11 protein-coding genes are annotated in these 15,569 nt (G+C 68.2%); 5 read left to right on the plus strand and 6 right to left on the minus strand.

What is annotated here, in order from left to right:
* Positions 1–45: 45 nt before the first annotated feature.
* Together D5S18_RS11265 and D5S18_RS11270 are read left to right on the plus strand one after the other, a co-directional pair.
* Complete coding sequence (locus tag D5S18_RS11265; protein WP_120039730.1) at positions 46–216, plus strand: DUF2613 domain-containing protein; 171 nt, start codon at positions 46–48, stop codon at positions 214–216.
* On the plus strand, positions 216–4,652 hold the full coding sequence (locus D5S18_RS11270; protein WP_203236707.1) for a DUF3367 domain-containing protein: 4,437 nt from the start codon (positions 216–218) through the stop codon (positions 4,650–4,652). Before D5S18_RS11265 ends, D5S18_RS11270 begins: the two co-directional genes overlap by 1 nt.
* Here D5S18_RS11270 and D5S18_RS11275 read toward each other — a convergent pair.
* On the minus strand, positions 4,632–5,804 hold the full coding sequence (locus D5S18_RS11275; protein ID WP_120039732.1) for an acyltransferase family protein: 1,173 nt from the start codon (positions 5,802–5,804) through the stop codon (positions 4,632–4,634). The two genes, D5S18_RS11270 and D5S18_RS11275, sit on opposite strands and share 21 nt — an antisense overlap.
* Positions 5,805–6,047: 243 nt before the next feature.
* Between D5S18_RS11275 and pgfA the strand changes: the two genes are divergently transcribed.
* Positions 6,048–7,190: a cell envelope lipid trafficking protein PgfA gene (gene pgfA, locus D5S18_RS11280; RefSeq protein ID WP_120039733.1), complete on the plus strand. Its 1,143-nt coding sequence runs from the start codon at positions 6,048–6,050 to the stop codon at positions 7,188–7,190.
* Positions 7,191–7,255: 65 nt separating this feature from the next.
* Here pgfA and D5S18_RS11285 read toward each other — a convergent pair whose 3' ends face one another.
* The 3 genes from D5S18_RS11285 to D5S18_RS11295 all read right to left on the minus strand — a co-directional run bounded on the left by D5S18_RS11285 (position 7,256) and on the right by D5S18_RS11295 (position 10,925).
* Positions 7,256–8,458 carry an ABC transporter permease gene (locus D5S18_RS11285; RefSeq protein WP_120039734.1) on the minus strand — a complete coding sequence of 401 codons (1,203 nt, stop codon included), beginning with the start codon at positions 8,456–8,458 and terminating at the stop codon, positions 7,256–7,258.
* Positions 8,455–9,351, minus strand: coding sequence for an ABC transporter ATP-binding protein (locus D5S18_RS11290; RefSeq protein WP_120039735.1), 897 nt, complete (start codon positions 9,349–9,351; stop codon positions 8,455–8,457). Before D5S18_RS11290 ends, D5S18_RS11285 begins: the two co-directional genes overlap by 4 nt.
* 170 nt (positions 9,352–9,521) lie before the next feature.
* Positions 9,522–10,925: a polysaccharide biosynthesis protein gene (locus tag D5S18_RS11295; protein ID WP_439651104.1), complete on the minus strand. Its 1,404-nt coding sequence runs from the start codon at positions 10,923–10,925 to the stop codon at positions 9,522–9,524.
* 137 nt (positions 10,926–11,062) lie between these two features.
* Here D5S18_RS11295 and D5S18_RS35300 point away from each other — a divergent pair, with 137 nt between their 5' ends.
* Positions 11,063–13,090 carry an MmpA family trehalose lipid delivery protein gene (locus tag D5S18_RS35300; RefSeq protein ID WP_203236680.1) on the plus strand — a complete coding sequence of 676 codons (2,028 nt, stop codon included), beginning with the start codon at positions 11,063–11,065 and terminating at the stop codon, positions 13,088–13,090.
* Here D5S18_RS35300 and D5S18_RS11305 read toward each other — a convergent pair.
* On the minus strand, positions 13,087–14,253 hold the full coding sequence (locus tag D5S18_RS11305; protein ID WP_120039736.1) for a glycosyltransferase family 4 protein: 1,167 nt from the start codon (positions 14,251–14,253) through the stop codon (positions 13,087–13,089). The genes D5S18_RS35300 and D5S18_RS11305 overlap by 4 nt on opposite strands.
* Before the next feature lie 139 nt (positions 14,254–14,392).
* On the opposite strand from D5S18_RS11305, the gene D5S18_RS11310 reads away from it, so the two are divergent.
* Positions 14,393–15,163, plus strand: coding sequence for a class I SAM-dependent methyltransferase (locus D5S18_RS11310; protein ID WP_120039737.1), 771 nt, complete (start codon positions 14,393–14,395; stop codon positions 15,161–15,163).
* Here the strand turns inward: D5S18_RS11310 and D5S18_RS11315 are convergent, their stop codons facing one another.
* On the minus strand, positions 15,164–15,460 hold the full coding sequence (locus D5S18_RS11315; RefSeq protein WP_120039738.1) for a hypothetical protein: 297 nt from the start codon (positions 15,458–15,460) through the stop codon (positions 15,164–15,166).
* Between the last annotated feature and the right edge of the window lie 109 nt (positions 15,461–15,569).

Raw genomic sequence — 15,569 nt, forward strand, 5'->3', positions numbered from 1 at the left:
TAGGTTGGCCCGGAATGTGCCTGCATCGAAGTATTGGAGTGCGCGATGAAGTTTGCCGTCCCCGGTGTTGCCAGCGCGGTCGTCGGCGGCCTCTTGGGCGTGGCCTCGGTCTTCCTGATCACCATGGCCGTCGAACAGAACTCCGTGCCCACTATCGATCGCAGCGGTGACAAGGACTCCTCGCTACTCAATGACGTGCAGTACGGCAGCCGCTGATTCCAGCCGCAGCCGCAGCCGCCGCGCACACCGCGCCACTGGGCCGAGGCTGGTTCGCCGGATCCGTTGTCGCGGCATTCCTGCTCACCTTCCTCCAGGCACCGGGCCTGACCGTCGCCGACACGAAATACGATCTGGCCCAGAACCCCCTCGGCTTCCTCGAACGCGCCGCGCATATGTGGAGCAGTCAGGCACCCATGGGTCAGGTGCAGAATCAGGCCTACGGCTACTTCTTTCCGCACGGCGCTTTCTTCTCCGTCGGACATCTGCTCGGGATACCCGCGTGGATCACCCAGCGTGTCTGGTGGGCGCTGCTGCTGCTCGCCGGATTCTGGGGCATCATCCGGCTCTGCGAACTCCTCGGTATCGGCGGACGCGGCTCCCGCGTCATCGCGGGGCTCACCTTCGCGCTCGCACCCCGCGTGCTGACCACCCTCGGATCCATCTCCTCGGAGACGCTGCCGATGATGCTCGCGCCGTGGGTGCTGCTCGCCCCGGCCGCCCTCGGCGTACGACGCCGTCAGCAGGCGCGGAGATTCGGCGGGGCGCGATCGCCTGCCGGAAGTGCGCTGGCATTGGCGCTCATGGGGGCGGTCAACGCGGTGGCGACGGTGGCGGCCTTCCTGCCCGCGCTGCTGTGGTGGGGGTCCTACCGGCCCTCGCGGCGATGGTGGCGATTCACGGCGGCGTGGGTGCCGCTGCTGGTGCTCGCGACCTTCTGGTGGGCGGTGCCGCTGCTGCTGCTCGGCAAGGTCAGCCCGCCGTTCCTCGACTACATCGAATCCTCCGGTGTGACAACACAGTGGGCCGCGCTGTCGGAAGTGCTGCGCGGCACCGACAGTTGGACACCCTTCGTCTCCCCTGAGCGGATCGCGGGCGCGGTGCTGGTCACCCAACCCGCCGCCGTCCTGGCCACCGGGTTGCTCGCGGCGGCGGGTATGGCGGGACTCGCCATGCGGTCCATGCCTTTTCGCGGCCGACTCACGTTGATCCTGCTCGTCGGGATCGTCGGGATCTGCGCCGGGTACGCCGGTCAACTGGGGGGCCTGTTCGCCGAATCGGTGCGCGTATTCCTCGATTCCGGTGGTGCGCCGCTGCGCAACGTGCACAAGCTGGAACCGCTCATCCGCATTCCGCTGGCACTCGGGCTCGCCCACCTGCTCGGCCGGGTGCCGCTGCCCGCCTCGGTGCCGATGCCGGTGTGGCGCAACGCTTTCGCCCATCCCGAACGCGACCGGTCCGTCGCGCTGGCCGCGCTCGTCCTGGCCGCGTTGACGCTGTCCACCTCACTGGCCTGGACCGGGAAACTCGCCCCGCGCGGAGCCTACGACCGCGTACCCGCCTACTGGCAGCAGACCGCGGATTGGTTGGCCGACAACGCCGCCGACACCAGGGCGCTCGTCGTCCCTGGCGCACCCTTCGGCAGCCAGATCTGGGGACTGACCCGCGACGAACCGCTACAGGCACTCGCCGGCACCCCGTGGGCGATTCGCGACTCGGTGCCTCTCAACCCACCCGGCACCATCCGCGCCATGGACTCCGTCCAACGCCTCATCGCCGACGGCCGCCCCTCCACTGGGCTGGCCCGCACCCTCTTCGACCAGGGCATCGGAATCCTGGTGCTGCGCAACGACCTCGACCCCGAAACCTCCCGCTCCACCCGGCCCCTCCTGGCCCACCAGGCCATCGAGCACTCCCCCGGCATCACCAAGGTCACCGAGTTCGGCCCACCCGTCCGAACTTCCGTCCTGGCCGACGATCTCGTCGCCGACGGCGACCTGCGGCCCACCTATCCCGCCATCGAGATCTATCGCGTCCTCGGTGCCCAACCCGGTGCACCGGCCGAAATCCACAGCGGCACTGGCGCGCCCATCGCATTTCCCGGCGCCTATACGGTCCCGCTCGCCGATGTCCACGCTGTCCAAGGCGGACCCGAGGTCCTGGAAAGGCTCAACCGCACCGCGCATGGCGCACCACGTGATCGCACCACCGATTCCGAATGGGGCCAACCCGACGTTGTGGGACCGCAGCGGCCCACCGATGCGGTTGGCGACGGCGCGACCGAAACCGGCGGTCGCGGACAGCGGGTGCCCGCCCGAAATGGTTCGGAGGAGATAGGGCCTCGGGTTTTGGCGGCGGATGCGGCACGGGCCGGGGTGCGGGTCGACGGGGTGGTGCTGACCGATACGCCGATGGATCGGGAGGCGGATTTCGGGCAGGTCGACAATCACAATTCGGCGCTGCGGGGGCCGGGGGATCCGCGACGGACGCACAATTTGGCGCCGGATTACGCGGTGCCGGGGGCGGAGTTGGTGGAAGGGGAGTGGTCGGGGGCGACGATTACGGCTGCCAGTTCCGCAGCGGATGCGACGCAGATCGGAGGGACCGCGCCGGGAAGTTCGACGGCGGCAATGGTCGACGGGGATCCGTCCACCGCCTGGATCAGCAATGGCGCGGAACGCGCACTCGGGCAGTGGGTTCGGTTGGATCTGGATCATCCGATCGGGGCCGGGTTGCTCACCCTCACCACCAGCACCGCAGCGATCGGCGATCCGGTGCGCTGGGTCGCGGTGGCGACCGAGAACGGGACGGTTTCCGCGCTGATACCGAAACCCGGTGCACCGGTGTCGATTTCGCTGGCACCAGGTCGCACCCGTTGGGTTCGGATCACCGCGATGCACACCGAGCGCGGCACCCGCGGCGGTCAGTTCGGTATCAGCGAACTCACGCTCGACGACTACACCAACCGTGCGGAACCGGTGCGCGTGGATATCCGCCATCGCACCGTACTTCCGGCACCCCCGGCGGGCGCCACCGTGCGCGGCTGGGACCTCGGACAGGAATTTCCCGGTCGCAGTGCCTGTTTCGACGCGCCGGATCGAGTGCGCTGCCACAAGGGACTAGCCCTCGCCCCGGAGGAATCGGGCACCTTCGAACGCACTTTGTCCGTGCCCGAATCGATGACCGTCGCCCCGGAGTTGACCGTGCGCACCCGACAGGGTCCGGCACTGGCCGCGCTGCTCACCGACCACGACCGCCCGGTGGCCCGCGGGCACGGCGATGTCGGCGATCTGCGCGGTTCCGCCTTCGCCGCCACCGACGGCGATCCGCGCACCGCCTGGACCGCGCCCGAGGATTCGGTGCGCCAAACAACCGGCGGCAAACCGACTCTCACCCTTGAGCTGCCCGCCCCCACACTGGTGACCGGACTCGAACTGACCCCGTCGCTCGGCGGCCTGCCCGCCGCACCGATTTCGGTAGCTGTCGACCTCGGCGCGGGTCCGCAAGTGCGCGAACTGGAACGCGGTGCGCCCACCCGAATCTCCTTGCACCCGACGGTCACCGACCGCATCGAGGTCAGCCTGCTCGACTGGCATCCCGTACTCGACCGCACCGCACTCGGATTCATCCTCACCCAACCCGCGGGCCTGGCGGAGATCAATGTCCTCGGCCCCGACTACCCGCCGCCCGCCTCCCCCGACCGACTCATCACCATCCCCTGCGCCACCGGACCTGTCATCGCACTCGGTGGACGCGCCCTGCATACCAGTGTGACGGCGACCGCCGCCGAATTGCGTTCCGGCGCACCGGTTCCGGCCCGTGTCTGCACGAACCCGGACGCGACGGACGCTTTCGATATCGCCCGAGGCCGCGCCGAGGTCACCGTCGCCCCCACGGAACTGTTCTCCGTCGACCGCCTCCAACTGAATCGCAACGACCTCCCGGTCGCACCGGACCTGGCGGCGCCGGCCGATACCAACCTGCTCGTTCTCCCTTTGAGCACCAATGTCGGCTGGCAGGCCCGCACTGCCGACGGCCACTCGCTGTCCCCCATCGTCGTCAATGGTTGGCAGCAGGCATGGTTGATCCCGGCAGGCGTCACCGGCCCGATCACCCTCTCCTTCCCCATCGACCGCTGGTACCGCCTCGCCATCTTCGGCGGCCTGCTCCTGCTGCTCCCCCTCCTCTACTTCGCCTTCCCGCGCCGCCACCGCGCCACCGCCCTGCTGAGCCGGTTGCGCCTGCGAAAAACCACAGCGGCACAAGATATTCCGGAGTCGATCGACTTCCCCGAGGCCGATCCGGCTTCCGCACAGCGCACGTGGGGAAATCGCACGGTCGGCGCGCTCGCCCTGATCGCGGCCGCCACGATCATCTCCGGCCCGATCGGGTCGGCGATCGCCGTCACGGGTCTAGTGGCCTACTACTTCCTTCCCCGCCACGCGCCGACAACATTGGCCGCCCTCGCGGGTATCGGCACCGCCGTATCCGCGGCCGCGCTGTCGACCGGCCCTTGGCGATTCCCGCACGGCTACATGGGCGGATCGCTGTGGGCGCAGTTCCCCGCGCTGGTCGCGGTCATCGCGGTCGGCCTCGCCGCACTCCCACCGGCGCGCGGTCGACTCCGGCTGCCGCTACCGCGCAAGGATCGGTGATTCGCGCACCCGGCGTCGATCCCATCGACGCGCCAGACGCCGGGCGGGATCCTCGATGAAGGCGTAGCTCGCCGCCGCCACGGGCAGGGTGAGGCCGATCGTGAGTGCCAGGACGTAACCGAAATTCCCTTGGAACGGCAGGATCCCGAAAACGGGGAAGACGATGGAGAGTATGGCCAAGTGCCAGAGGAAGATTCCGTAGGACCAGCGGCCGAGGGTGGCCGCCGTTCGGGATTCGAGCCGGCGGCGCGGGCGGTTGTCGAGGATCAACGGGGCGAGTAGGCAGAAGCCGATCAGTGCGCCGAAACCCATTTTGGCGACGTACTGCCATGGATGCGCGCGGGTCAAACCCATTGGGCCTGCGAGGTCGGTGGCCGACAGCAGGAAGGCGACGAGGGCGATGGTCCACAGCAGCGGCCGATTTCGGAGTATCCGGCGCAGTCGCGACTGCGAGTGGGCACTGTCGGCGAGTTCGGCCAGGAGCATGCCCGCGGCGAACCAGGGCAGATAGCCGGGCAACCAGTTGTCGGCGTGGATGGCGTCGGGCGTCGGCACGGGCAGGAAGTTCCAGCCCAGGCACAGTAGACCGAATGCGAGCACCGCGCGGGCGCGCCAGCGCGCGGCCGGTCCACGCAGCCACCGCATCGCGAAGGCAAGCAGCGGCAGTGCGAGATAGAAGGCGACCTCGACCGAAAGACTCCACATCTGAGTAAGTCCGTCGGTGAGCGTGAGCGGTACGAAAACCTGGAGCAGCGCGAGATTGGCCAGCCATACTCGAAACCCGGCCGTACCCGCCGCATTGGGAAGCAGCACCAGCACCGCGACCACCACCGCCCAATACGCCGGCAGAATCCGCGCCGCTCGATGACGCAGGTAATGGCCGACCGAAGGTGCGCTCCCGATTCCGCGCGCGGCGGCGGCGTGCGGCCGCCAGAGCAGAAATCCGGAAAGTCCGAAGAACACGGCGACCGCCATATCGAAGCGGCCCCAGATCCGACCGAACACCGGCGTATTTGTCGCACCGGTTTGAAAGGCGACATGGGTGAGCAGCACACCGAGCGCGGCCATTGCGCGCATACCCTCGAGCGCGGGCACGAATGGCCTGGTTCGGTCCGCGATTGCGGGAACGGGTGCGGTCGCGGTGGCTGTCATCGGGCTCCAGTCTGCTGCACCGGGGAACAATGGTCGCGAACCGGGGCCGAATGGTGAGAATGTCGGTATTCACATTCCGGGTTAGACTCGGGCGATTCTGCGCCGAATCCGGCCTCGGCACCGCATGGTGCGCGGCCGGGCTGTTAGTGTCGGGGCTCACGAGCGCCGCAGTGGGTCCGGGATCAGCAGTCGCTGGAGCCACGGCTTGCCGGAACCACACGTGCTACGACGAGGAGTGTTTGCATGGCACTGAGTGCCGGTACCAGAAGGACGGTCGCCTGCCTGCTCATAGGTTTCGGCGCGCTGCTGATCGCCGTCGCGATCATGGTGCCCACCTACACACTCGGCAAGCTGGCCAAGACTCCCCTCAACCTGGAGATCACCACGATCGCCGCCAACCAGCCCGGTGAGGAGAGCCTGGTCCTCGACGCGAAATCGCTGACCGCGTCGGATGGTTCGGCCAAGGTCGACAAGGATGTGCCCCTCGTCTCCCAGCGCTTCCTCACCATCGAGGACCCCTCCGACGCCGACGAGATGACGGTGCAGGCGGGTCAAACGCTGCGCCGCATCGATAAGCAGGGCGATACCGGCCTGCTCACCGCGACCATCGACCGCGTCACCATCTCCCGCAAGTCCGGTGAGCCGGTGGACAAAGACCCCAACGGCGCGATCGCGGTGAATGTGGACAAGCAGTTGCAGAGCGTGCTGGATCCGGTGCAGCACAGTGGTTTGCAGTACCGCTTCCCGATCGGCACCGAGAAGAAGGACTACCCGTACTTCGATCTGAACGCGCGAAAGACGTTCGATATCAAGTACATCGAGCAGGCCGAGATCAATAATCTCGAGGTCTACCACTTCCAGCAGACCGTCCCGGTGACGAATCTGAACGACGTCTACCCGACGCCGACCAGCAAGCTCAGCCTGCCCGCCAAGAAGTGGGGTGTGGAGGGCGAGGGCGATATCACCATGTACCGCTTCTACACCAACACCCGCGACCTGTGGGTCGAGCCGGAGACCGGCACGGTGATCAAGGGCGGCGAGCAGTTGCACCTTTTCTACGCCCGCACCGGCGACAAGCCGGAGGTCACCGCACTGAAGTCGCACCTGGTCTTCGATGAGAACACCATCGAATCGCAGATCTCGGTGGCCAAGGACAATATGGACAAGCTGTCGCTCTACGCCCGTACCCTGCCGATCGTGGCGGGCATCGTCGGCGCGATCCTGCTCATCGGTGGGATTGTCCTCGCGGTGCTGGGCGGCGGTTCCGCCGGAGCTTCGGCCCGGCGCGGCGGCGGTCCGGTTCCGGCCGGGGCGGGTCAGCACCGACCGTCCGCGGGTCCCTACGATCCGCCGACCGAGAAGATCGACATCTCCAAACAGCCTTAGCGTGTGTCGAATTCGGCCCCCGGTGTGTGCACCGGGGGCCGAATTCGTTTATCCACAGGAGAGATTCATCGAGCGCGCACCGCCTCGCGCCAGGTAATGCGCGATCCGGTGTGCAGAATGCTGCGCGCGTAGATCTTGGCAGCCACCATGGCCACCAAACCACAGGCGAGCACCATGAGCAGCAGCGAACCCGCGATCTCCCCCGGCCGCGCCACGCCGGCCGCGATCCGAATCGGCATGACGAAGGCCGACAGCGGCGGGATCCAGGTGAGTACCTTGCCGAGGGTATTGTCCGGCTCCGAGATCACCGTGATGCCAACGAAGTACGAGGCCATGATGACCAGCAGCAGCGGCGCGGTCGCTCCCTGCACCTCCTCCTGCCGCGACACCAGCGAGCCCGCCGCGGCGTACAGCAGCGAGTACAGGAGATAGCCCAGGATGAACCAGGCCAGGGCCGCCAGCAGAATGCCCGCCTCGGTCCAACTGAAGGTGATCAGTCCGGCGAAACTGCCCGCCACCGAACCCACCGCGCCGAGCACCACCACCTGTAGCAGCGCCGCCGCGCCTATCCCCAGCACCTTTCCCCACATGAGTTGGAGCGGCCGAATTGTGGCCAACAGCAATTCCACAACGCGGCTGGACTTCTCCTCCACCACTCCGATCGCAACATAGACACCGAAGCTGATCACCGACATCACCAGCAGGATCAACACCACCCACGACATGCGCACCCGCTCGTCGTGATGCGGATCGACCGGTTGCAGAGTCTGTACGGCGACCGTCGCCTTGCTTACCGCGCCCAAGACCGCGGTTTTGTCGGCACCGACCGCGCTCAGCGCCTGATTCAACGCGACGGTGCGCACCACCGAGGTGAGCACCGCGCTGACGGTCTCGTCGAGCGATTTGGCCACCACGGCCGTATAGGCGCCCGCCCCGGAGCCGACCAGCGCCACATCCGCCGCACCCTTCGAAACCTCCTGGCGGGCTTGCTCATCCGAGAGATCGGCGTGTACCCGCACCTCCAGACCCGCCGCCTTGCCGGTCTCGGGCAGTTGCGCGGCGACGGCGGCGAGCGGACCGGTGACGGCGATATCGACGGTGCGCGGCCCCTCCTTGTGCACCAGTGCGTAGATCACCGCCGCCGCGACGATCCCCAGCGCCGTGATCAGCAGACCGATGCGATACGCCTTGGTCCGCACCTGAGCCAGGAATTCGCGCCGAACCACCAGGCCGACGGCCCGAAGATACTGGGCATCGGGCCGTTTCACGAGGCCACCACCTCTCGATACAGCTCGCTCAGCGAGGGTCGGTACGAGGCGAAGTGGCGCACGGGGCCTGCCGCCAGCGCCCTTTCGAGCACCAACTGATCATCCACACCCTCATCGAGGGAAAGTACGAGGCGCCCGCCATCGCGGGTCTCCGATCCCAGCACGCGCACGCCCGGAATGTCCTGCGCCCAGGTCGCCGGGGCGTCGGACACCGAGACCGCCAAGCGGCGCTCACCGCGCGCCCGCAACTCGTCCACCGCCCCGACCGCGCGCATCCCACCGGAGACGATGATGCCCACCCGATCGCACAATCGCTGCACCAGCTCCAACTGGTGACTGGAGAACATCACCGGCACACCGGCTTCGGCCTGTTCGCGCAGGACGCCGCTCATCACATCCACCGCCACCGGATCCAATCCGGAGAACGGCTCGTCCAGGACCAGCGCGATCGGCCGGTGCACCAGCGCCGCCGCCAACTGCACACGCTGCTGATTGCCCAGGCTCAGCGCCTGCAGGAACTGGGAGCGCTTATCGGCGATGCCGAGCCGCTCGGTCCAGCGCGCCACCTCGGCGGTGGCCTCGGCGCGCGCCATTCCGTGCAATTCGGCCAGGTAGGTGAGTTGTTCGCCGACCCGCATCTTGGGGTAGAGGCCGCGCTCCTCCGGCATGTAGCCGAAGCGGCGACGCAGCGCGAAATCGACCGGCGCACCGTCGAATCGGACCACCCCGGCGTCGGCGGCCAACACCCCGAGCACAATGCGCATGGTCGTGGATTTGCCCGCGCCATTGCTGCCGACGAAACCGAATATCTCGCCCGCGCCGACGGTGAAACTCAGCTCGCGCAGCGCGGTGACGGCACCGAACCGTTTATCGAGCCCGGCTATCTCCAGCACCCGCGACCACCTCCGCGCATCTCGACATTCCGCCAATGTATACGGCCGATTCGGTGGAGAATCGCTACCCGCGATCGTCGCGAACCATGCCGGCCTCCGATGTGCGTCTCGGTTCGAATTATCTTGTACTGCACCACCATTCCGCGATCGAACGGGAGAACCGCCCACCGCTAGCGCGAATCACTTCCGGTTTCAGCGGAATTCGCGGACCCGCTGCGCAACACGGTGATCGTCACCAGCGATGTGGTCACGGCGGTGAGACATACGGCGGTGAGAATCAGGGCGGGCACCGAACGGGCCGCAGCGAGCAGCACGATCACCTGCACCATCAATCCGAGCCACGTGATGGCGGCGGGCGAGGTGCGATCGGCGGCTATCGCCGACAGCAACGCCCCTTGCAGCACAGCGAGAATCGCGCCATTGAGCGCGAACAGCCACAGCATCCCCTGGATCGGTGCGTAGTCCCGCCCGGCCAGCAGCGGCGCGAGCGGTGCCGCGACCGCCGCCCCCACCACCGCGACGATCCCGATGCCGAACAGCACCGCCAGCGCCTCCCGCACCGCGCGCGCCGAATGCGTGGGCTGCGCCATCCTCGGATACAGCACCACCCCAACCGCCTGCGGCAGCCAGAACGCGATCTTCGCCGCGATGGTCCCCAGCGCGTACCGGCTCGCATCGGCCTCGTCCAGCACTATCCGCGCCACGATCAAATCCGCCGACTGCAATGCCATGAGCGCCGCCTGCACCTGCGCGGCCCGCAGCACCGGCAGCACATCCGCGATCCGCGCACGCGGATTGTCGGAGTTGTCCACAGCCGAACCTCGACTGCCTGCGGTGGTATCGCAGCTGTCCACAGCTGAATCGCGGCCATCCACAGCCGTACCGCGCCCCTCCGCAGCGGTATCGAGACTGTCCACAGTCGAATCGCGACTTTCCCCTGGCCGGTGCGCCGTCTGCCTGCTGGAATGTGCCGCTTCCTCAACAGTTGTCGAAGGGCCGACGACGAAGCGGGCGTAAGCAGCCGAAAGCGCGATGCCCGCGGCTGCGGCCCAGAGTGCGGCAGCCGCGCCGCCGCCGAGGGCCAGCGTCGCTACGGCCGGGACCACCCTGGCGACTCCGGCTACCCCGAGCACGATGGCAAGCGTGCGAAACCTTCTGCTGCCCTGAAGGATTCCCTCCTCGCCCGCGAGCAGCACCAGTGCGGGGGCGGCGCCGAGGGCGGCTGCCGACGATGCCGCGCCGACATTCAATAGAAGCGTCACCGGGAGGATCAGCACTGCCGCCGCGACGGCGACCAGAACCGCGCATCGCAGGCCCAGGCCGCGCAGTCGGGCGATACCCGTACCGAGGACCAGTTCCCGCGCGACTACGTTCTGCAAAGCGAGCGCGGGTACCGCGCACAGCAACTGCACCGCAAGCAGGCTGGCGAATTCGCTGTATCCGGCGACACCGAGCCAGCGCCCGGCCAGGAGCTGCAGCAGATAGCCCGCCACATTGGCGACCATCGCTCCGCCCGTCACCAACGTCAGATCCGCCACCACGGGAAGTCGACGGACACCAGACACACGACCCATCGTCCCTCATCCGCGGCGCGACGCGGTGACCGGCACACCATCGATCCCCAACCATCCACACCCCGCTGTGCACAACCTGCGCACACCATTGCCCCGAGCGGTGGGGATGAAGCCGACGGAACGTAGGGTGCACAGACGTGAACGACGGCGAGCGGGGGCGGAGCCGGGGGGCGCGCTGGGCGCCCGCCGGGTATAGCGCGCTGCTGGCGGGGATTGTCTTGGGGCCGCTGGGACGGCCCGGATATCTGCTGTTGCGGGATGCGGTCAGTACGCCGAGGTCATACCTCACCGATTCGGCGCTCGGGTTGGGAGATGCTGCGCCGCGCGCGGTGCCGCAGGACGCGGCGCTCGCGGTGATATCCACTGCCGTGGATGGCGGGGTGGTCGTCAAGGTCGTGCTGTTCGGCGCGCTATGGCTGGCCGGGTGGGGCGCTGCGGCACTGGTCCGGGAACTGCTTCGGGTCTCGATCGGCCCGCAGTTGGTCGCGAGCACGCTCGGCATCTGGAATCCGTATATCGCCGAGCGGCTGCTGCAAGGACATTGGAGCCTGCTGACCGGATACGCCGCACTGCCGTGGATCACGCTGTCCGCGTATCGGATTCGTCTCGGCACGGAAGAGCCGCTGCGCGCTTGGGCGATACTCGGCGGCTGTTTCGCGGCGGCGGGGCTGACACCCACCGGAGCCATTCTCGGCGGATGCGTCGCGCTGATCCTCATCGGCCGCCGCAACCTCATCGGTGCTTTCGCGCTACTGGCCGCCGCCTGCGCGCCATGGTTGATGGCCACCGCACTCTCCGGTGCGGGCGCCGACCCCTCCGACCCGACCGGTATCGCCGCCTTCGCCGCCCGCGCCGAACCGGGACTCGGCACGCTGGGCAGCCTCGCGGGTCTCGGCGGCATCTGGAACGCCGACGCTGTACCTGCATCCCGGACAACCATTTTCGCGGTGGTCGCCACGGCGCTGCTGCTGCTCACCGTGGGATCCGGACTCCGAAGCCTCGCCTTCCCCGGATCACGCGTGTCGACCGCCGCCCTCGGTCGCTTCCGCTCGGCCCGGCAGCATTTGGACACGGGTGAGCTGCGGGGTGCGGCTCACCTCTGGATTCGGCGTCGCTCCTGCGGCGAAGCGGCTACCGGAACAAACGAGCCCGCTCCGGGATCAAGCGCGGTTTCGGAGTCCAGCAGGATTCCTCTCCGCTCGTCGCCCGGCAAGGCGGACGAGGAGCCGGCGCACGGGTTGTTTCGGCAACGACAACGGGGCCGGGCTGCGGCGGCACTCGAGGCGACCTCGAGACAAGACCTGGACCTCGCCTACGTCTACCGTGCGCTGCTGATACTGGCCGCCATCGCGATCCTGCTGCCCGCACTGGGCGCAGCCCCTTGGGGCAGGCAGGTTTTGGAGTGGTTGGTCGCCAACATTCCCGGCACCGGCCTGCTGCGTGACACGCAGAAATACGTTGCCCTGGCCCTCCCCGCCTACGTCTTGTGCGCCGCGGCCGGTGCCGATGCACTCACCCGGCGCCGCACGGCGTTCGGCGCGCGCACCCGCCAATTCTCCCGAATGATCTCGGCGGTTTTCGCGACCCTGCTGATCCTGCCGCTGCTCGACCTGGCCTGGGGCGCGCTGGGCGCGATTCACTCGGTCACCTATCCCCGCGACTGGTCACAGGTCGCCGAAAAGATCGACGGGCCAGGCGATATCGCGGTGCTCCCCGGCGGCATGTTCCGAAAGTTCTACTATAGCGGCTCAGCCCCCGTACTCGATCCGGCCCCGCGCATGCTCCCGCGCGACGTACTACAGACGGGCGAACTCCCCGTGCGCGGCCACACCGTCACAGGCGAGGGGACCCGCGCCCGCGAGGTGGAAACCGCACTGCTCCAGGGTGATTCACCGACACACCTGGCCCGGCTGGGAGTCGGCTGGGTCCTGGTGGAACACACCACTCCCGGCCCGCTCGGCGCTTCCGCCAATACCCTGGCCCAACTCCCCACCGTCTACTCAGGTCCGACCCTCACCCTCTATCAGGTCCCCGCCCCCGTCGAGCGCCCCTCCGCCCCAACCACCCACCGCTACTTCGCGTATGCCGCCCACCTCCTGTGGGCCGCTCTCCTCGTCCTGGCGGCAATCGCCGCGATCAGCCTCCGCCGCCCCCCAATGCCCTAGGGCGCAGGTGGAATCAACCCGGAGCGATACTCCCCGCGCGCGGCCGAGGCCAGCACCTCGTACACCCCGTTCCCCGTTTGCTCCCAAGAGAATTCGCGAGCCCGCGCCCGCGCCTTCTCCCCCATCACCGTGCGCGCCCCGTGATCGGTGAGCAACTCGGCGACGACCTCGCCGAGTTGGCCGACATCGTCGACAAGCTGGCCCGTCACCCCGTCCACGATGGAGTCGGTGAGCCCCCGTGAGCTGCGGTAGCCGACGGTCGCGACGCCGTGCTGGGCCGCCTCGATGACAGCGAGCCCCCAACCTTCCTTGCGGGACGGCAGCACGTGCACCCAAGCACGGGAGAGCAGTTCGTGTTTGCGGTGTTCGTCGACGTGTCCGTGGAAGGTGACCGCGTCGGCGATGCCGCGGGCGGCGGCGTCGGCGCGCAGGTTCTCGGCCCACCAGCCGTCGCCGATGACGTCGAGGCGCAGGCCGGGAATTCGCGCGCGCAGGCGGGCCACGACCGCCAAGGCGTCCTCGATCTGCTTGTGCGGCACCAGGCGCGAGAGCACCACCAGGCACGGTGCGGCCGAACGGGTTTCGACGGCCCCGGTGGATACGGTGTCGGGCACGGGCTCGGCGCCGTTGCGGACCACGGCGATTCGCGCGCGGTCCACGCCCAGTGTCGCCAATTCCTCGGCGGAGGGCAGGGAGACGGTCAGGTATTGGTTGCGACGATGTACCCGTGGCGAAAGTCGGGATTCGATCCACCAGCCGATCCGGCCGACCAGCCGCCCGGCCACCGGCCACTGTTCGCGGTGTCCGTGGTGCACCAGCACCACCGAGGGCGCGGCGCAGGCGAGGCCCGCGAAGAAGGGGATGCCGTTCTGGGTGTCGATGACCGCGTCGGGGCGCAGACCGCGCAGCGGACCGATCCCGCAGCGGCCCAGTGCCAGCGCGATCAGCGCCCGCGGATAGACGGTGAAGCGCCCGCCGCCGCGGCTGATCTCGATGCCATCGAGGTGTTCGCGCCGGGGTGCGCCGGGATATCCGGCCGTGCGCAGGGTGACCTTGACGCCGCGCGCGGCCAGTTCGGCCCCGACTCGTTCGAGGTAGCGCTCGCTGCCGCCGCCCTGCGGGTGCCCGGTGTCACGCCAGCAGAGCAGGAGGACTTCGCGCACAGTGGAGCTTCTCTCGGGTCGGCAGAGCGAACGGATATCGCGCTACACCATAGTCGGCGGGGTGGGTATCGGACGCGCAAGCCCGATTCGCCCGGCCTTCGCTACCGCCCCACCGGGGCGCTGTGCGAAACTCTGCGCCGTGCTCCGCGTGTCCACGCCCGTCAGCTTCGCCCGCCGCGCGACGCTGCGCCGAACGCTCCGGCTGCTCGGCAGCTTCCGCCACGAGCAGACCGATCCGGCGCTGTTCTACGGCGGTATCGCCGCCGACAGCGCGGAATTGATCGCCGATTGCTACGCCGACCTGACCGGGCGCACCCTCGCGGGCGCGACGGTGCTCGATGTCGGTGGCGGCCCAGGGTATTTCGCCGACGAGTTCGCGACGGCGGGCGCCCGCTATATCCCGGTCGAGCCGGATCCTTCGGAGTTGCACGCGGCCGGACTCGCGGTGGCGGGCGCGGTGCGCGGTTCGGGGATGGCGCTGCCGTTCCGCGATGACGCGGTCGATATCTGTTTCTCCTCGAATGTGGCCGAACATGTGCCGCACCCGTGGGCGATGGCCGAGGAGATGGTCCGGGTGACCAGGCCGGGCGGGTTGATCGTGCTGTCGTACACGGTGTGGCTCGGGCCGTTCGGCGGGCACGAGACCGGCCCGTGGCACTATCTGGGCGGTCATTTCGCCGCGCGCCGCTATCAGCGCAAATTCGGTAGACCGCCGAAGAACCGGTTCGGCGAATCGCTGTTCGCGGTGCGGGCCTCGGCCGGATTGCGCTGGGCCGGTGCGACTTCCGCCGAGGTGCGGGCGATCTTCCCGCGCTACCACCCGCATTGGGCCTGGTGGGTGGTGCGGATTCCGGTGCTGCGCGAGTTCCTGGTGAGCAATCTCGTTGTGATAGCTACCAAAAGGAAGTAGCTAGAGCCAGCCGCGCCGCCATGGGCGCCTACCGCACATTTCGCGCATGGGTTGCGCCCATGGCGATTCCTGGATGGCCAGGCCGACGGTCTCCAGTGTGGTGAGCCCGACCTGGTCGGCCAGCGCGCCTACCACCGCGACCGCCTCCGCCGCCTGTATCGCGGCCGTGGCCTGTTCCAGGGTCAGGGTGCGGCCCGGCAGGAACGACACCACCCAGCCGCCACCGCCGACGCTTCTGGCTTGGTGTTCGGTCTGATCGCTGGTCATCAGTGATCGACCGACAACTTGCAACGCCATGACACTCCCCAACTGCGGTATCGGTTCATGAATCGTGCGAGCTGATCAGTAGCCCAAATCATGCCCCGGCCGAACCTGGAACGCAATAGTGCGTTCTACGGAAAGCGAA

The organism is Nocardia panacis (assembly GCF_003598715.1).
GTDB lineage: Bacteria > Actinomycetota > Actinomycetes > Mycobacteriales > Mycobacteriaceae > Nocardia > Nocardia panacis.